Consider the following 17433-nt stretch of genomic DNA (forward strand, 5'->3'; position numbering starts at 1 on the left):
AGCAGGCGCCTACGATGGACGGCGTGCCAAACGTGACCCGCGCCGACGCCGCAGCCGCCGTGCGCAACCCGCTCGCCTTCATCGCCGCACGCTGGACCCCGGATCCCCGGACGGTCCGGCGGGCGGCCCTCGTCGCACTCGTCATGTCGGTGGTCATCGTGGTCACCGGCGGCGCGGTGCGCCTGACCGGCTCGGGCCTCGGCTGCCCGACCTGGCCCAAGTGCACCGAGGACTCGCTCACCAACACCAGCGAGATGGGCATCCACGGCGTCATCGAGTTCGGCAACCGCCTGCTGACCTACGTGCTGTGCGCGGCGGTCGGCTGGGCGATCATCGCCGCGCGGTCGCAGAAGCCGTTCCGGCGCAGCCTGACGCGGCTGGGCTGGGCGCAGTTCTGGATCGTGATGGGCAACGCCATCCTCGGCGGCATCGTGGTCCTCGTCGGCCTCAACCCGTACACGGTCGCCGCGCACTTCCTGCTCTCCACCGCGCTGATCGCGGTCGCCACGGCGATGTGGCAGCGCACCCGGGAGGGCGACGCGGCACCGCGCCCCCTGGTCGGCAAGGCGATCCAGCAGCTGGTGTGGGTGCTGGTCGTGGTCTCCGTGCTGCTGATCGCGGTCGGCACCGTGGTGACCGGCGCGGGCCCGCACGCGGGCGACTCCAGCGAGGTCCCGCGGATGCCCGTCGACTGGGAGACGGTGAGCAAGGTGCACGCCGTGCTGGCGTGGGTCGTGGTCACGCTGACGTTCGCGCTGTGGTTCGTGCTGAAGGCGGTCGACGCGCCGAAGGGCCCGCTGGCCCGTACCCGCGACCTCTTCCTGGTGCTGCTCGCGCAGGGCGTCATCGGCTATGTGCAGTACTTCACCGACCTCCCGGAGGTCCTGGTCGGGCTGCACATGTTGGGTTCGTGCCTGGTGTGGATCGCGACACTGAGGGTGCTGCTGGCGCTGCGCGAGCGGCCGCAGGACACGGCCGGCGTGCCCGGACCGGCGGTCGAGGCGACGCTCACCCGGGCCTGAGCGGGCTCACGTTCCCGGTGAAGTGCGCCGGGGCGTGTTCCTCCAGGCCGTACACCCGCCCCGCGTTCCCCGCCGCGATCATCCCCGCCACCCGCTGCGCGTCCCCCAGGGACCACGCCCCCTCGGCCACCCAGGTGCCCAGCACCCGTCCCAGGGCCTCGCGGAACAGCCGGGCGGCGACCACGTGCAGCTCGGGCAGGCCCTGGGCGCCGCTGGAGAACAGGATCTTGCCGAAGGGGGCCAGCTCCAGGATCTCCGCGAGGACGGACGCCGCGCGGGCGCCGGTGCGCACCAGGGCGGCGCCCGAGTCGGCGTAGACGTGCGGGAAGACGCCGGCGAGGTGGGCGGCGTGGCGGTGGTACGGGTAGCCGTGCAGCAGGACCAGGTCGGTGCCGAGGCCGGCGGTGGCCCGCACGAAGTCGGTGAGCAGGACCGGGTCGGTGCGGTCGATGCGCAGGCCGGGCTCGCCGAGGCCGGCGTGCAGCTGGAGCGGCAGTCCGGCGGCCACGGCGATCCAGAGCAGGTGCCTCAGCAGCACCGGGTCGCTCAGCTCGCCGCCGACCTCGCGTCCGCTCAGCCAGCGGGCGGCGGCACCGCGCACCTCGCCCGGCCCCGGCGGTTCCGGCGCCAGCGCCAGACCGTGCCGTACGCCCGCGACCGAGGTGAAGGCGACCGCGTGGGCGGCGGCGCCGTGGACGGCCTCGGCAAGGTTGGCGAGGAAGGACTCGACGGTGCCGGACGTGTCGGCGACCTGCTCGGCCAGCAGCTCCAGGCGGACGATCTCGTGGGCGTCGGCGGCCGCCGCGGAGGCCATCTCCTCGGGGCCGGTGAGGTCGCCGGGCAGGCCCGCGTCGACCAGGTAGGTGGTGATGCCGCTGCCGCGCAGCAGCCGGCGGTCGGCCTCCAGGACACCCAGCTCACGGCGCCGGGCCAGGTAGCGGGCGGGCGGGCAGTGCGGTTCCAGGCCGAGCAGGGGCGGGCACCAGCGGCGTACCGCGAAGCCGGTCTGGGTGTCGAACAGGGTGGTGCCCGGGGCGGGCGGGCCCTCGGTGCGGGCCAGCCGGGCCTCGAAGGTGCCGAGGCCCAGCTCCGTTCTCAGGACGCCGTGGCAGTACTGGTCCACCAGGGACGGCGTTTCGATCATCCGGACTCCCCGCGGTCGGACCGTGCGCCGCACGGCTCGTACGCCGGGCGGCTTCCTACGGTCCTAACGGGTGAACCCGGTCTCAGGTGTTGCTCGGGCCGCCGACCTGGATCCCGGCCATGCGCGACCACTCGTAGCGGCCCGTCGTCACCTTGGCCGCGAACTCGCCGTCGAAGTCCTCGTGGACGGTGATCCCGGCCTTCTCCGCCGCCTTGCGCGCCGTCTCGTAGGAGCGTGCGACCACGTCCCCCCAGGCGCCGTCCTCACCGACCAGCACGATCCGGGCGCCGCGTTCGCCGAGGTAGGCCACCTGGCCCTCGGCACCGCCGTGCGCCTTGGAGAAGGAGTCGATCCGCCGGGCGAGGCGCGTGGTCTCGCGCTCCGCCTTCGCGTCGGCCCGCTGGGTGTCTGCCTGCTCCGTGTCTGCCATGGACAGGATGCTACCGACGGGTAGATCGAACGGCGACGGGCGGGGTGCGTGGCCTTGGCCACGCACCCCGCCCGTACGGAGAGACCTCAGCGCAGGAAGGGGTCCACCGCGATCGCCAGGAAGAGCACCGACACGTAGGTGATCGACCAGTGGAAGAGCCGCATCTCCTTGAGCTTGCCGCCCGTGACCTCGGCCTTGGCGCGGTTCTGGAGGCCGTGCGCCTCCCACAGCCACATGCCGCCGGCCAGCAGGGCGACCGCCGTGTAGAACCAGCCGGTGTAGCCGAGCGGCGTCAGCAGCAGCGACACGGCGACCATCACCCAGCTGTAGATGACGATCTGCCGGGCGACGACCTTGTTGGAGGCGATGACCGGGAGCATCGGCACGCCGACGCGCGCGTAGTCCTCCTTGACCTTCATGGACAGCGGCCAGTAGTGCGGCGGCGTCCAGAAGAACATGACCCCGAAGAGGATGATCGGCGCCCAGGACATCGAGTTCGTCACGGCCGACCAGCCGATGAGCACCGGCAGACAGCCGGCGATGCCGCCCCAGACGATGTTCTGCGAGGTGCGGCGCTTGAGGATCATCGTGTAGACGACGACGTAGAAGAGGAGCGCGCCGAGCGAGAGCCAGGCCGACAGCCAGTTCACGGTGAGGCCGAACAGCAGCGTCGACACGATCGCCAGGGTGATGCCGAAGGCGAGGCACTCGCGCGGGCTGACCATGCCGGTCACCAGTGGCCGCTGCGAGGTGCGGTCCATCAGCGCGTCGATGTCGCGGTCGATGTACATGTTCAGCGCGTTGGCGCCGCCCGCGGACAGGTAGCCGCCGACGCAGGTCAGCAGCACCAGCTTCAGATTCGGAACACCCTGCTCGGCGAGGAACATCACCGGAACGGTGGTGATCAGCAGAAGCTCGATGATCCGCGGCTTGGTCAACGCCACGAACGCCTTGACACGGGCCCCGAACGGCCGGTGACTCGGGCTCTGGCTCGTCCCGATTACCCCCGCAGGACGGGATTCAACGGCCGTCACGCACACCCCTGACAGAGACATCCCAGCGAGCCTCCCCGTGTGAAGTGGCGGTAAAGGCTCGCGCGTACCACGCCACTTTAGACGTTGCCCATACCTCGGCCTTCGCGGGGGTGGGGTCGTGTTGAGAAGGGCGCTCCGACGTGCGTCGGGCGAGTCGATTGAGCGGTCAGATGAGCGCCTCCGTATTCACTTGCCGAATGCGGTTTCGCCCAGTCGACAGGCGGATCGTGAAGAGTCCCGGCAGTCTGGTTTCCAGCGGAAAAACGCACGTACTTACGGGGGTAGGCTCAGCAGCGGCCGGCCGATCTCACGGACGCGCCGGCAGCCGGTGGGCGCCACGCGCACCGGCATCCGACATGTGGAGAGGAGCCCTGACTCAGGGTGAGCACCAAGCCGACCACCACAGACCTCGAGTGGACCGAACTGGACCAGCGGGCCGTGGACACCGCCCGCGTCCTGGCCGCCGATGCCGTACAGAAGGTTGGCAACGGCCATCCGGGTACGGCGATGAGCCTGGCGCCCGCCGCCTACACCCTCTTCCAGAAGGTGATGCGGCACGACCCCGCCGACGCGGACTGGGTCGGGCGCGACCGTTTCGTGCTGTCCGCCGGCCACTCGTCCCTGACCCTCTACACCCAGCTGTACCTGGCCGGCTTCGGCCTGGAGCTGGACGACCTGAAGTCCTTCAGGACGTGGGGCTCGAAGACCCCCGGCCACCCGGAGTACGGGCACACCACCGGCGTGGAGACCACGACCGGTCCGCTGGGCCAGGGTGTCGCCAACGCGGTGGGCATGGCGATGGCCGCCCGCTACGAGCGCGGTCTGTTCGACCCGGAGGCCGCCGAGGGCGAGTCGCCGTTCGACCACTTCGTGTACTGCATCGCCGGTGACGGCTGCCTCCAGGAGGGCATCTCCGCCGAGGCGTCCTCGATGGCGGGCCACCAGAAGCTGGGCAACCTGGTCCTGCTGTGGGACGACAACCACATCTCGATCGAGGGTGACACCGAGACCGCCGTCTCCGAGGACACCTGCAAGCGGTACGAGGCCTACGGCTGGCACGTGCAGCGCGTCGCCCCGAAGCCGGACGGCGACCTGGACCCGAACGCGATCTACGACGCGATCGAGGCGGCGAAGAAGGTCACCGACCGCCCCTCCTTCATCGCGATGCGCTCGATCATCGCCTGGCCCGCCCCGAACGCGCAGAACACCGAGGCCGCCCACGGCTCGGCGCTCGGCGACGACGAGGTCGCGGCGACCAAGCGGGTCATGGGCTTCGACCCGGAGCAGAGCTTCGAGGTCTCCGACGAGGTCATCGGGCACACCCGCAAGGCGCTGGAGAAGGGCCAGGCCGCCCGCGCGGTGTGGGAGAAGGCGTACCAGCAGTGGCGGGACAACAACCCCGAGCGCGCCGCCGAGTACGACCGCGTCGCCAAGGGTGACCTCCCCAAGGGCTGGGAGGAGAAGATCCCGGTCTTCGAGACGGGCAAGGGCGTCGCCACGCGTGCCGCGTCCGGCAAGGTGCTCCAGGCGCTCGGCGCGGTGATCCCCGAGCTGTGGGGCGGCTCGGCCGACCTGGCCGGATCGAACAACACGACGATCGACAAGACGTCGTCCTTCCTCCCGGCGGGCAACCCGCTGCCGGAGGCCGACCCGTACGGCCGCACCATCCACTTCGGCATCCGCGAGCACGCGATGGCCGCGGAGATGAACGGCATCGCGCTGCACGGGAACACCCGTATCTACGGCGGAACGTTCCTGGTCTTCTCCGACTACATGCGCAACGCCGTCCGCCTGTCGGCGCTGATGCACCTGCCGGTGACGTACGTGTGGACGCATGACTCCATCGGCCTCGGTGAGGACGGTCCGACCCACCAGCCGGTCGAGCACCTGGCCTCGCTGCGCGCCATCCCGGGCCTGAACGTGGTCCGCCCGGCCGACGCCAACGAGACGGCGATCGCCTGGCGCGAGATCCTGCGCCGCTGGACGAAGGAGTTCGGCAAGGGCCAGCCGCACGGTCTGGCGCTGACCCGCCAGGGCGTGCCGACGTACGAGCCGAACGAGGACGCGGCCAAGGGCGGCTACGTCCTGTTCGAGGCCGAGGGCGGCGAGCCGCAGGTCGTGCTGATCGCCACCGGCTCCGAGGTGCACGTGGCCGTCGAGGCCCGTGAGGCGCTCCAGGCCGACGGTGTGCCGACGCGTGTGGTGTCGATGCCGTCCGTCGAGTGGTTCGAGCAGCAGGACCAGGGGTACCGGGACAGCGTCCTGCCCCCGTCCGTGAAGGCTCGTGTCGCGGTCGAGGCCGGGATCGGTCTGACCTGGCACAAGTACGTGGGGGACGCCGGCCGCATCGTTTCACTGGAGCACTTCGGTGCTTCGGCCGACGGCAAGGTGCTCTTCCAGGAGTTCGGCTTCACTGCCGAGAACGTGGCCGCCCAGGCGCGGGAATCGATCGCCGCAGCCCAGCGCTGACGCTCACACACGACACGTAGGAGATGCATTTTCCATGACAGACGCACTCAAGCGCCTCTCCGATGAAGGCGTCGCGATCTGGCTGGACGACCTGTCGCGCAAGCGGATCACGTCCGGCAACCTCGCCGAGCTGATCGACCAGCAGCACGTCGTGGGCGTCACCACCAACCCGTCGATCTTCCAGAAGGCGATCTCGCAGGGCGACGGCTACGACCAGCAGCTCTCGGACCTCGCCGTCCGCCGGGTGTCGGTCGAAGAGGCCATCCGGATGATCACCACGGCGGACGTCCGCGACGCCGCCGACATCCTGCGCCCGGTGTACGACAACACCGGCGGCAAGGACGGCCGGGTCTCCATCGAGGTCGACCCGCGCCTGGCCCACAACACCCACGCGACGGTCGCCGAGGCCAAGCAGCTGGCCTGGCTGGTGGACCGGCCCAACACCTTCATCAAGATCCCGGCCACCGAGGCGGGCCTCCCGGCGATCGCCGAGACCATCGGCCTGGGCATCAGCGTCAACGTCACGCTGATCTTCTCGCTGGAGCGCTACCGCAAGGTCATGGACGCCTTCCTGACCGGCCTGGAGAAGGCCAAGGAGCGCGGCCTGGACCTGTCGCAGATCCACTCGGTGGCGTCCTTCTTCGTGTCCCGCGTGGACACCGAGATCGACAAGCGGATCGACGCGCTCGGCACCGACGAGGCCAAGGCGCTGCGCGGCAAGGCCGCCGTCGCCAACGCCCGCCTCGCCTACCAGGCGTACGAGGAGGTCTTCGCCTCCGACCGCTGGGCGGCCCTGGAGAAGGCCGGCGCCAACAAGCAGCGTCCGCTGTGGGCGTCGACCGGCGTCAAGGACAAGGCGTACAGCGACACCATGTACGTCACCGACCTGGTCGCACCCAACACGGTGAACACGATGCCGGAGGCAACGCTGTTCGCCACCGAGGACCACGGCGAGATCAAGGGTGACGCCGTCGCCGGCACCTACGAGCAGGCCCGCGCGGACCTCGACGCGGTCGAGAAGCTGGGGATCTCCTACGACGAGGTGGTCCAGCTCCTGGAGAAGGAGGGCGTCGACAAGTTCGAGGACTCCTGGAACGACCTGCTCAAGTCGACGGAGGCAGAGCTCAAGCGCCTCGCTCCCTCGGAGGGCTAAAAATTGTCAAGCAGCAACCCGCTGCGTGACCCCGCAGACCGACGGCTCCCGCGTATCGCGGGGCCGTCGGGTCTGGTCATTTTCGGCGTCACCGGTGACCTCTCCCGCAAGAAGCTCATGCCCGCCGTGTACGACCTCGCCAACCGGGGTCTGCTGCCGCCGGGCTTCTCGCTCGTCGGGTTCGCGCGCCGCGACTGGGAGCACGAGGACTTCGCCCAGGTCGTGCACGACGCCGTCAAGGAGCACTCGCGCACACCGTTCCGTGAGGAGGTCTGGCAGCAGCTCATCCAGGGGATGCGCTTCGTCCAGGGCACCTTCGACGACGACGACGCCTTCGAGCGACTGCGCGCCACCATCGACGACCTGGACAAGGCGCAGGGCACGGGCGGCAACTTCGCCTTCTACCTGTCGGTGCCGCCGAAGTCCTTCCCGGTCGTCATCCAGCAGCTGAAGAAGCACCAGCTGGCCGACCAGACGAACGGCTCCTGGCGCCGCGCGGTGATCGAGAAGCCCTTCGGCCACGACCTCAAGTCGGCCGAGGAGCTCAACGCGATCGTCCACGAGGTCTTCGCCCCGGACCAGGTCTTCCGCATCGACCACTACCTGGGCAAGGAGACGGTCCAGAACATCCTGGCGCTGCGCTTCGCCAACACGATGTTCGAGCCGATCTGGAACCGGTCCTACGTGGACCACGTGCAGATCACGATGGCCGAGGACATCGGCATCGGCGGCCGGGCCGGCTACTACGACGGCATCGGCGCCGCCCGCGACGTCATCCAGAACCACCTGCTCCAGCTCCTCGCGCTCACCGCGATGGAGGAGCCCGCCTCCTTCGACGCGGACGCGCTGGCCGCCGAGAAGACCAAGGTGCTCGGTGCGGTCCGCCTCCCCAAGGACCTGGGCCGTGACACCGTGCACGCGCAGTACGCGGCGGGCTGGCAGGGCGGCGCGAAGGTCATCGGCTACCTCGACGAGGACGGCATCGACGCCAAGTCGAAGACCGACACCTACGCCGCGATCAAGGTCGGCATCGACAACCGCCGCTGGGCGGGCGTCCCCTTCTACCTGCGCACCGGCAAGCGCCTGGGCCGCCGCGTCACCGAGATCGCGGTCGTCTTCCAGCGGGCCCCGCACTCCCCCTTCGACACGACGGCCACCGAGGAGCTGGGTTCGAACGCGATCGTCATCCGCGTCCAGCCCGACGAGGGCGTCACCGTCCGCTTCGGCTCGAAGGTGCCGGGCACCTCGATGGAGATCCGGGACGTGTCGATGGACTTCGCGTACGGCGAGTCCTTCACGGAGTCCAGCCCGGAGGCGTACGAGCGCCTCATCCTGGACGTCCTCCTGGGCGACGCGAACCTCTTCCCGCGCACGGAGGAGGTCGAGCTGTCCTGGAAGATCCTCGACCCGATCGAGGAGTACTGGGACGAGCACTGCGTCCCGGCCCAGTACCCGGCCGGCACCTGGGGACCCGTCGAGGCGGACGAAATGCTCGAGCGAGACGGACGGAGCTGGCGCCGGCCATGAAGACAGACCTCACGGACACCACGGCCAGCAAGATCAACAAGGCGCTGGTGCTGGGCCGCCGGGCGATCGGCACCCCGGCCATCGGCATGGTGCTCACGCTGGTCATCGTCACCGACGAGGAGAACGCCTACGACGCGCTGAAGGCCGCGAGCGACGCGGCGCACGAGCACCCCTCGCGCACGCTGGTCGTCATCAAGCGCGTCTCCCGCTCGCCCCGGGACCGCACGAAGTCCCGCCTGGACGCGGAGGTCCGCCTCGGCGCCGACGCGGGCACCGGCGAGACGATCGTGCTGCGGCTGTACGGCGACGTGGTCGACCACGCCCAGTCGGTCGTCCTGCCGCTGCTGCTGCCGGACGCGCCGGTCGTGGTGTGGTGGCCGGTGAACGCGCCGCTGGACCCGGCGAAGGACCCCCTGGGCGCCCTCGCCCAGCGCCGGGTCACCGACACCTACGCCTGCGAGGAGCCGGTGCGGGAGCTGGCAGCCCGCGCCGAGGCCTACGCCCCGGGCGACACCGACCTGTCCTGGACCCGCATCACGCCGTGGCGTTCGATGCTGGCGGCGGCCCTGGACCAGGTCGACTGCGAGGTGCAGTCGGTCGAGGTGGAGGGCGAGGAGTACAACCCGAGCTGCGAGCTGCTGGCGATGTGGCTGGCGGACCGGCTGGACGTCCCGGTGCAGCGCACCGCGTCCGAGGGCCCCGGCCTGACCGCGGTCCGCATGGCCACCGACTGCGGCCCGGTCGTCCTGGACCGGGCCGACGGTTCGCTGGCGACGCTGTCCATCAAGGGCCAGCCGTCGCGGGCGGTGGCGCTGAAGCGGCGTGAGACGGCCGAGCTGATCGCGGAGGAACTGCGGCGCCTCGACCCGGACGACACGTACGCGTCGGCGCTGCGGTACGGGGTGAACCGGCTGAACACGCCGGGCGACCCGGCCGACGGGGACAAGGGTGACGAGGCGGCCGCGGTCGCCGTCCCCGCTCCCGTCGAGACGGCCGCGAAGGCTCCCGCGAAGAAGGCGGCGCGGGAGAAGGCACCGGTGAAGAAGGCGGCGGCGAAGTGAGTGCTCCCCAGCTGGTCGTGCACCGCGACAAGGAGCTGATGGCCGAGGCCGCGGCGGCGCGGCTGATCACGAAGATCGTGGACGCGCAGGCCTCCCGGGGCTCGGCGTCCGTGGTCCTCACCGGCGGCCGCAACGGCAACGGCCTGCTGACCGCGATCGCGGGCTCCCCGGCCCGGGACGCCGTCGACTGGTCCCGCCTGGACCTGTGGTGGGGTGACGAGCGCTTCCTGCCGGAGGGCGACCCGGAGCGCAATCTCACCCAGGCGCGGGAGGCCCTGCTGGACTCGGTGCCGCTGGACCCGAAGCGGGTGCACGCGATGCCGGCGTCCGACGGTCCGCACGGCTCCGACGCGGAGGCGGCGGCCGCCGCGTACGCGCGTGAACTGGCCGAGGCGTCGGTCCCCGAGAACCACGCGTCGGTTCCGTCCTTCGACGTCCTCCTCCTGGGCGTCGGCCCGGACACGCACGTGGCGTCCCTGTTCCCGGAGCACCCGGGTGTCCGGGAGACCGCCCGCACGGTCATCGGCGTCCACGGCTCCCCCAAGCCCCCGCCCACCCGCGTCTCCCTCACCCTCCCCGCCATCCGCACCGCCCGCGAGGTGTGGCTGCTGGCGGCGGGCGAGGACAAGGCGAACGCGGTGGCGATGGCCCTCTCGGGAGCGGGCGAGATCCAGGCCCCGGCGGCAGGCGCACGGGGCCGCACCCGCACCCTGTGGCTCCTGGACACGGCGGCGGCATCTCAGTTGCCGAGATCCCTCTACCCACCGGCGTCGGCCTGATCAGCCCGTCCGGCGTTTGAGGACGAGGCCGTCAAGGCCGAAAGCGGGGGTCTGGGGGCGGCAGCCCCCAGGGACGGGAAGGGAAGGGGCGGCGGGGGCGAAACCCCTCCCCGCCGCCCCACCCCCCGCCGTCACTTCACGGACCCCGCCATAACCCCCTGCACAAAGTGCCGCTGGAACGCGAAGAACACCACCACCGGCACCACCAGCGACAGGAACGCCCCCGGCGCCAGCACATCGATGTTGCTGCCGAACTGCCGGATCTGCGACTGGAGTTCCACCGTCAGCGGCTGCGACGAGCTGTCCGCGAACAGCAGCGCGACCAGCATGTCGTTCCACACCCACAGGAACTGGAAGATGGCGAGGCTGGCGATGGCCGGCTTCCCGACCGGCAGCACCAGCCGCGTGAAGATCCGCCACTCGTTGCCCCCGTCCATGCGCGCGGCCTCCAGCATCTCCTTGGGCATCTCGGCGAAGTAGTTCCGCAGCAGGAACACGGCGAACGGCAGCCCGTACGCCACATGGAACAGCACCACACCCGGGATCGTCCCGAACAGCCCCAGCTGCCCGAAGAGCTTGGCGACCGGCAGCAGCCCGATCTGCACGGGCACCACCAGCAGCGCGACGACGACCAGGAAGACCGCCTCGCGCCCCGGGAAGTCCAGCCAGGCGAAGGCGTACCCGGCGAGCGCTCCGACGACCACGACGAGGACGGTCGTCGGCACGGAGATCAGCACCGTGTTCCAGAAGGCCTGCGTGATGCCCGAGTTGCCGAGCAGCGCGGAGTAGTTGTCGAGGGACAGCTGCCCGGGGCTGGCGAGCGCCGTCCACCAGCCGCCCTCGGCCGTGTCCTCGGCGGACCGCAGCGAGGACAGGAACAGCCCCGCCAGCGGCGTCATCCACACCAGCCCGACGAGTACGAGGAAGGCCTGGACGATCCCGTTGCCCAGATACCGCCGCACGGCGTTCATCGCTGACTCCTCTTGAAGCGGCGGACGTTGAAGACCATGGCCGGGACGACGAGCAGCAGGAGCAGCACGCCGAGCGCGCTGCCGAGTCCCTGGTTGTTGCCGCCGCCGAACGACACCAGCCACATCTGCGTCGCGAGTACCGTCGCGTCCTCCTGCACGGGGCCGGGCGCGATGATGTAGACGAGGTCGAAGACCTTCATCACGTTGATCACGAGGGTGATGAAGACGACCGTGAGCACCGGGGCCAGCAGCGGCACGGTGATCCGCCGGAAGATCTGCCACTCGTTGGCACCGTCCATCCGCGCCGCCTCCAGCGCGTCGCGCGGCAGCGAGGACAGCCCGGCGCCGATCAGCACCATCGCGAACCCGGTCCAGATCCACAGGTACGCCCCGATGATCGCGGGGGTGACGAGGGCGGGTCCGAGCCAGGAGACGCCTTCGTAGGGCGGGGCGAAGTTCGAGGCGGGAAGCTTCACGGTGTAGGAGCCCTCGTCCAGCCCTTCGAAACGGAAGGAGCCGTCGTCCCCGGTGGTCGTGGTCGCGACCGTACGGCCGTCGCGCACCGCCTCGACCGTCATCTCGGGCAGCCCGCTCTCCCGCCGGTCCACCCGGCCCTGCTCCCCTCCCCCGCCGGGCGTGAAGTCCAGGTAGACGACCCCGCGCACCTCGTCGGCGGCGGCGTCCTGGTCCGCGGCCCCGTACGCGGTCTTCGCGCCGGACGGCAGGTCGTCGGGCAGTACGCCGACCAGGCCGAGGGCCACCGTGTCGCCGGGTGACACCCCCGCACCGGTCCGGTACGAGCCGTCGGCACCGTTGACCAGGCCGCCGTCCTGGCCCTCCCGCGCCCGGGCGCCCGGGTAGGACGACGTGCCGGCGAAGGCGTCGTGCACACCGGTCACGGCGGCGTTGAGGACGCCCTTGTCCGGGTCGTGGTCGTAGGCGAGCCGGAAGATGATGCCGGCGGCGAGGAAGGAGACCGCCATCGGCATGAAGAGGAGCAGCTTGAAGGCGGTGGCCCAGCGGACCTTCTCCACCAGGACGGCGAGGATCAGGCCGAGGCCGGTCAGCAGGGTGGGCGCGACGACGACCCAGATCGCCGTGTTGCGGATGGCCTTGAGGGTGGTCGGGTCGCGGAACATCTCGGTGTAGTTGTCGCCGCCCACGAAGCGCGTGCCCGAGGCGTCGAAGAAGCTGCGGCCGACGGAGAACAGCACGGGGTAGACGACGAGGGCGCCCAGCAGGAGCAGTGCGGGCAGGACGAAGAGGAGGGCGACGGCCGCCCGGCGGCGCCGGGGGCGCCGCAGGGGCGACGGGCCGGCAGCGGCGGGCGGGCTCGCCTCTTTCACGAGGGTGGAGGTCATGACCGGTCGGCCCTCAGCCCTTGTAGGCCTTGGCCGCCGCGGCCTCCAGCTCGGCGGCGGTGGCCGTCGGGTCGGAGGGGTCGCGCAGGAAGTCCTGGAGGATCTTCCACTCGCCCGTGCCCTTGGTGCCGCCGAAGGCCGCGGGTGCCTGGTCGGACATGTCGAAGCGGACCGAGTTCCCGGCGCCGACGAGGGACTCGGCGGTGGCCCGGGTCACGTCGTCGCCGTAGGAGGCGAGGTCGAGGTTCTTGTTCGGGGAGAGGAAGCCGCCCGCCTCGGCCCAGACGGCCGCGGCCTCGGGCGTCGCGAGGTACTCCAGGAGCGCCATGCCGGCCTCGGAGTTCTTGCCCTCCTTGAGGACGACGGCCGCGTCGCCGCCACTGACCACCGGGGCCTCGCCGCCGTCGACCGCGGGGAACGGGAAGAAGTTCGCGTCCTTGCCGATCTCCTTGCCGAACTGGTCCTTGGCGACCCCGGCGACGAAGTCGCCCTCGTAGACCATGCCGGCCTCGGGCTTCGGTCCGAAGACCTTCTCCACCGAGCCCGGGAAGTCGGTGTTCAGGGCGCCCTTCTGGCCGCCCTCGATCAGCTGCTTGTCCTTGAAGAGCTTGCCGAGGGTGGTGAGCGCCTCGACCACGCTCGCGTCGGTCCACTTCAGTTCGTGGGCGGCGAGGGCGTCGTACTTCTCGGGTCCGGCCTGGGAGAGGTAGATGTTCTCGAACCAGTCGGTCAGCGTCCAGCCGTCCTGACCGGCGACCGAGAAGGCGGCGAGCCCGGAGTCGGAGACGGTCTGCCCGGCCTTCAGCATCTCGTCGTACGTCTTCGGCGGCTCGACCCCGGCCTGGGCGAGGGCGTCGGGGCTGTACCAGACGGTCGACTTGTGGGCGGCCTTGAAGTAGAGGCCGTAGAGGGTGCCGTCGACGGTTCCGTACGTCTGCCAGACGTCCGCGAAGTTGGTGCCGACGGACTTCTGGGCCGTCTTGGACAGCGGCTTCAGCCAGCCGTTGCCGGCGAACTGCTTGAGCACGCCGACCTGGGGGACCATCACGACGTCGGGGGCGTTGCCGCCCTCGATCTTGCTGCCGACGACGGTGGAGACGTTGTCGCCGGTGGAGACGAAGGAGGTCTTGGCGCCGGTCTTCTCGGTGAAGGCGTCGAGCACCTTCTGGAAGTTCTCCTGCTCGGTGCCGGACCAGACGCCGGCCACGGTGACCGACTGCCCGCTGAGCGCCTTGTCGCCGCCGCCGGCCGTGACGGGGCCCGAGCCGCCGCAGGCGGTGGCGCCGAGGGCGAGGACGAGGGCGGTGCAGCCGGTGAGCAGGGAGGTGCGTCGTCGCATCATCGTTGATGTCCCTTCGAAGGGTCGGGTGGAGCGAGGTCAGAGGTCGGCGATCCACCAGGCGGCGGTGGAGCCGGGCAGGACGCCGGGCGGGCATGGCCCGTCGCTGGTGAGCAGCGGGGCGCCGGGGACGGGGGTGGGGGTGGGGGCGGTGCCGAAGTTGACGGCGCAGACCAGACCGTCGCCGCGGACGAAGGCCAGCACGCCGGGCGGGGTGTCCAGCCAGCGCAGGGTGCCCTCGCCCAGCTGGGGCAGTTCGGAGCGGAGTTGCAGGCCGTCGCGGTACAGGTGCCAGAAGGAGCGGGTGTCGGCGAGGGCGCGGTCGGTGGCGTACTCGGCGAAGTACTCGGGCTGCGGCAGCCAGGGCTTGGCACTCCCGTCGCCGGAGGTGAAGCCGAACGGGGACGCCTGCCCCGACCAGGGCAGCGGCACCCGGCAGCCGTCGCGGACGCGGGCACGGCTGCCGGTGCGGTGGAAGATCGGGTCGGTGAGCACGTCGTCGGGCAGGTCGACGACCTCGGGCAGGCCCAGTTCCTCGCCCTGGTAGATGTACGCGGCTCCGGGCAGGGCCAGCATCAGCAGCGCGGCGGCGCGGGCGCGGGCGGTGCCGAGGCCGCTGCCGTCGGTGGCGGGCTCGCCGTACCGCGTCACTGTGCGGACCTGATCGTGGTTGTTGAGGACCCAGGTGACCGTGGAGCCGGTGCCGGCGATGTCCTGCATGGCCTCGGAGATGACCTTGCGGAAGGCGTCGGGGTCCCAGGGGGCGCCGAGGAGGTCGAAGAAGAAGGCCTGGTGGAGTTCGTCGGGGCGGACGTAGCGGGCGTGTTCGCGGGCGCTGGGGACGGAGACCTCGCCGACGAGGAGGCGTTCGCGGCCGTCGCGGGCGGTGTACTCCTCGCAGACCGCGCGCCAGTGCCGCCACACGTCGTGCACCTCGGGCTGGTTCCAGGCGAGCGGGTTGACCGAGTCGCGGGTGCGGGCGTCGGCCTCCGGGTCCGGGGAGTCGGGCAGCCCGGGGTGCTTGTAGAGGCCGGCGGCGACGTCGATGCGGAAGCCGTCGACGCCCCGGTCCAGCCAGAAGCGGAGTATGCCGTCGAACTCGGCGGCGACCTCGGGGGTGCGCCAGTTCCAGTCCGGCTGTTCGGGCGTGAACATGTGCAGGTACCACTGGCCGGGGCGGCCGTCGGGCTCCGTCACGCGGGTCCAGGCGGGGCCGCCGAACATGGCGTGCCAGTTGTTGGGCGGCTCGTCGCCGTCCGGTCCGCGGCCGTCGGCGAAGTGGAAGCGGGCGCGGGCCGGGCTGCCGGGCGCGGAGGCCAGGGCCTCGCGGAACCACGGGTGCTCGCTGGAGCAGTGGTTGGGGACGATGTCGAGCAGGACCCGGATGCCCAGGCGCCGGGCCGCGGCGACCAGCGCGTCGAACTCGTCGAGGTCGCCGAAGAGTGGGTCCACGCCCCGGTAGTCGGCGACGTCGTAGCCGTGGTCGTGCTGGGGCGAGGGGTAGAAGGGGCTCAGCCAGATCCCGTCCACGCCGAGTTTGCGCAGGTACGGCAGTCCGGCCCGGACGCCGGCGAGGTCGCCGACGCCGTCGCCGGTGCTGTCGAGGAAGCTGCGGACGTAGACCTGGTAGATCACCGCGTCACGCCACCAGTGGTGCCTGTTCACCCCGGGAACCTGTCTGTAGAGGGGTCGCTGTTATGCATGCATGTTAGGTAGCGGTGACGCGCGGGTGTCAATGAACGGGACAGAGGCTACTGACCAGTTGGGTCCTTATATGCTGACTTTTCGTCCCACAGCAGACGCAGATGAGACGCTGGCGTTACCTAACGTGCAACTAGGAGATCGCGGCCAGCTCGCGGGCCAGCCGCCGCACCGCCGCCTCGGGCGTCTGCCGCCCGGTCATCGCGTCGTGCACGACCGCCTGCACGGCCAGGCTGACCTGGTCGTAGCGCGGGCTCTTGGGGCGCGGGGCGGCGGCGAGCACGCTCTCGCGCAGGGTCGGCAGGTAGGGGAACGCCTCGATGAGCGCGGGGTCCTCGTACAGGTCGGCCCGTACGGGCGGCAGCGCGCCGCGCGTGAGGACCTGGCGCTGGACGCGCTCGCTGGTGAGGTAGGCGATGAGGCGTGCGGCGGAGTCGGGGTGCCGGGCGTGGGCGCCCACGGCCAGGTTGGAGCCGCCGAGGACACTGGTGCCGGGGCCCTGGGGACCCGGCAGCGGCACGGCGCCGACCTTCCCGGCGACTTCGGAGTCCGGGGCGGAGGCACCGACGTAGGCGTAGGGCCAGTTGCGCAGGAAGAGCAGGCGGCCGTCCTGGAAGGCCTGCTTGGACTCCTCCTCCTTGTAGGCCAGCGCCTCTCGCGGTATCCAGCCCTCGCGCACCCCGCGCGCCAGGAACCCGATGCCCTCGCGGGCCGCCGCCGAGTCGACGGTGACACGTTCGCCCTCGTCGCCGAGGATGCTGCCGCCGGCCGAGTAGACGGCCTCGGCGGCGTTCACGGTCAGGCCCTCGTAGGGCAGGAACTGGCCCGCGTAGCCGTCCAGTCCGTGCTTCGGAGCGATGGTCTCGGCGTACCGCTCCAGCTCCGTCCAGGTGCGCGGCGGCGGGACGCCCTCGGCGGCCAGGACGTCCTTGCGGTACAGGAGCAGACCGGCGTTGGTGACGTACGGGACGGCGTAGAGCCGGCCGTCGTAGGTCGCCGTGTCGACGACCGGCGGCAGGAAGGTGCCGAGCGGGAAGCGGTCGCGGGGCAGCGGGCGTATCCAGTCGGCGGCGGCGAACTCGGAGGTCCAGTTGACGTCGATGTTGAGGACGTCGAAGCGGTGCCGTCCGCCGTCGCGCAGGTCGGTGGCCATCTGCGCGCGGGTCTCGTCGGCGGAGTCGGGCAGTTCGACGAGGGTGACGCGTTCGCCGGGGTGGGCCCGGTTCCAGCCCTCCAGCAGCGGGCCGAGGTAACCGGTGAGGTCGCCCGCGGTGGCCAGGGTGAGCGGTCCGCGACCGCTCGCGGCACCCTCGTCCGCACGGGCGCCGGAGGCCACGTACCCGGTCAGGACGACGAGGAGAACGAGGAGGCCCCTACCGGCGGCGTGGATCCACCGCATAGGTTCCTCCCTGTACACCCTCGTACACCGGGCCCGCTGGCAC

The 17433-nt window shown here is 71.1% G+C and carries 14 protein-coding genes; 6 read left to right on the top strand and 8 right to left on the bottom strand.

What is annotated here, in order from left to right; translation table 11 throughout:
- Nucleotides 1-14: 14 nt before the first annotated feature.
- Nucleotides 15-1022, top strand: a complete 1008-nt coding sequence (locus tag AMK11_RS00720) for a COX15/CtaA family protein (protein WP_073721594.1) — start codon at nt 15-17, stop codon at nt 1020-1022.
- On the opposite strand, the gene AMK11_RS00725 is transcribed toward AMK11_RS00720, so the two are convergent.
- From AMK11_RS00725 to AMK11_RS00735, 3 genes are all read right to left on the bottom strand, one after another.
- Entirely contained in the window at nt 1009-2166 is a 1158-nt protein-coding gene (locus AMK11_RS00725; RefSeq protein ID WP_073721596.1) for an amidohydrolase family protein, read from the bottom strand. The genes AMK11_RS00720 and AMK11_RS00725 overlap by 14 nt on opposite strands.
- 82 nt (nt 2167-2248) lie before the next feature.
- Nucleotides 2249-2596 carry a hypothetical protein gene (locus AMK11_RS00730; RefSeq protein ID WP_073721623.1) on the bottom strand — a complete coding sequence of 116 codons (348 nt, stop codon included), beginning with the start codon at nt 2594-2596 and terminating at the stop codon, nt 2249-2251.
- An 86-nt stretch (nt 2597-2682) separates the two neighbouring features.
- Nucleotides 2683-3636 (bottom strand): heme o synthase, encoded by a 954-nt coding sequence (locus tag AMK11_RS00735; protein WP_073721625.1) that lies wholly within the window; start codon nt 3634-3636, stop codon nt 2683-2685.
- 375 nt (nt 3637-4011) lie between these two features.
- Here AMK11_RS00735 and tkt point away from each other — a divergent pair, with 375 nt between their 5' ends.
- From tkt to pgl, 5 genes are read left to right on the top strand one after another with little or no spacing between them, the layout of a single operon-like run.
- On the top strand, nt 4012-6099 hold the full coding sequence (gene tkt, locus AMK11_RS00745) for a transketolase (RefSeq protein WP_073721627.1): 2088 nt from the start codon (nt 4012-4014) through the stop codon (nt 6097-6099).
- A 34-nt stretch (nt 6100-6133) separates the two neighbouring features.
- Nucleotides 6134-7252 (top strand): transaldolase, encoded by a 1119-nt coding sequence (gene tal, locus AMK11_RS00750; RefSeq protein ID WP_073721629.1) that lies wholly within the window; start codon nt 6134-6136, stop codon nt 7250-7252.
- A 3-nt stretch (nt 7253-7255) separates the two neighbouring features.
- A complete protein-coding gene (zwf, locus tag AMK11_RS00755) occupies nt 7256-8779 on the top strand; it encodes a glucose-6-phosphate dehydrogenase (RefSeq protein WP_073721631.1) in 1524 nt (507 codons plus the stop codon).
- Entirely contained in the window at nt 8776-9840 is a 1065-nt protein-coding gene (opcA, locus tag AMK11_RS00760; RefSeq protein WP_073721633.1) for a glucose-6-phosphate dehydrogenase assembly protein OpcA, read from the top strand. The genes zwf and opcA overlap by 4 nt, the downstream gene beginning before the upstream one ends.
- The gene (pgl, locus tag AMK11_RS00765; protein ID WP_073721635.1) at nt 9837-10619 is read left to right on the top strand and encodes a 6-phosphogluconolactonase; all 783 of its coding nucleotides are present in this window, start codon (nt 9837-9839) and stop codon (nt 10617-10619) included. Before opcA ends, pgl begins: the two co-directional genes overlap by 4 nt.
- A 131-nt stretch (nt 10620-10750) precedes the next feature.
- On the opposite strand, the gene AMK11_RS00770 is transcribed toward pgl, so the two are convergent.
- From AMK11_RS00770 to AMK11_RS00790, 5 genes are all read right to left on the bottom strand, one after another.
- Nucleotides 10751-11590, bottom strand: coding sequence for a carbohydrate ABC transporter permease (locus tag AMK11_RS00770; protein ID WP_073721637.1), 840 nt, complete (start codon nt 11588-11590; stop codon nt 10751-10753).
- Entirely contained in the window at nt 11587-12951 is a 1365-nt protein-coding gene (locus AMK11_RS00775; protein ID WP_073721639.1) for an ABC transporter permease, read from the bottom strand. The genes AMK11_RS00770 and AMK11_RS00775 overlap by 4 nt, the downstream gene beginning before the upstream one ends.
- Before the next feature lie 13 nt (nt 12952-12964).
- Nucleotides 12965-14293 carry an ABC transporter substrate-binding protein gene (locus tag AMK11_RS00780; protein WP_073721641.1) on the bottom strand — a complete coding sequence of 443 codons (1329 nt, stop codon included), beginning with the start codon at nt 14291-14293 and terminating at the stop codon, nt 12965-12967.
- Between the two features lie 36 nt (nt 14294-14329).
- Nucleotides 14330-15955: a glycoside hydrolase family 13 protein gene (locus AMK11_RS00785; protein WP_073721643.1), complete on the bottom strand. Its 1626-nt coding sequence runs from the start codon at nt 15953-15955 to the stop codon at nt 14330-14332.
- Between the two features lie 169 nt (nt 15956-16124).
- The gene (locus AMK11_RS00790) at nt 16125-17390 is read right to left on the bottom strand and encodes an ABC transporter substrate-binding protein (RefSeq protein ID WP_073721645.1); all 1266 of its coding nucleotides are present in this window, start codon (nt 17388-17390) and stop codon (nt 16125-16127) included.
- Nucleotides 17391-17433 lie beyond the last annotated feature (43 nt).

Source organism: Streptomyces sp. CB02414, assembly GCF_001905385.1.
Taxonomy (GTDB): Bacteria; Actinomycetota; Actinomycetes; order Streptomycetales; family Streptomycetaceae; genus Streptomyces.

Bases quoted from the DNA above. Each gene is read 5' to 3' on its own strand.
- tal (WP_073721629.1), top strand. From the start codon at position 6,134: ATGACAGACGCACTCAAGCGCCTCTCCGATGAAGGCGTCGCGATCTGG.
- AMK11_RS00780 (WP_073721641.1), bottom strand. From the start codon at position 14,293: ATGATGCGACGACGCACCTCCCTGCTCACCGGCTGCACCGCCCTCGTC.
- AMK11_RS00790 (WP_073721645.1), bottom strand. From the start codon at position 17,390: ATGCGGTGGATCCACGCCGCCGGTAGGGGCCTCCTCGTTCTCCTCGTC.
- AMK11_RS00730 (WP_073721623.1), bottom strand. From the start codon at position 2,596: ATGGCAGACACGGAGCAGGCAGACACCCAGCGGGCCGACGCGAAGGCG.
- AMK11_RS00770 (WP_073721637.1), bottom strand. From the start codon at position 11,590: ATGAACGCCGTGCGGCGGTATCTGGGCAACGGGATCGTCCAGGCCTTC.
- AMK11_RS00720 (WP_073721594.1), top strand. From the start codon at position 15: ATGGACGGCGTGCCAAACGTGACCCGCGCCGACGCCGCAGCCGCCGTG.
- opcA (WP_073721633.1), top strand. From the start codon at position 8,776: ATGAAGACAGACCTCACGGACACCACGGCCAGCAAGATCAACAAGGCG.
- AMK11_RS00775 (WP_073721639.1), bottom strand. From the start codon at position 12,951: ATGACCTCCACCCTCGTGAAAGAGGCGAGCCCGCCCGCCGCTGCCGGC.
- AMK11_RS00725 (WP_073721596.1), bottom strand. From the start codon at position 2,166: ATGATCGAAACGCCGTCCCTGGTGGACCAGTACTGCCACGGCGTCCTG.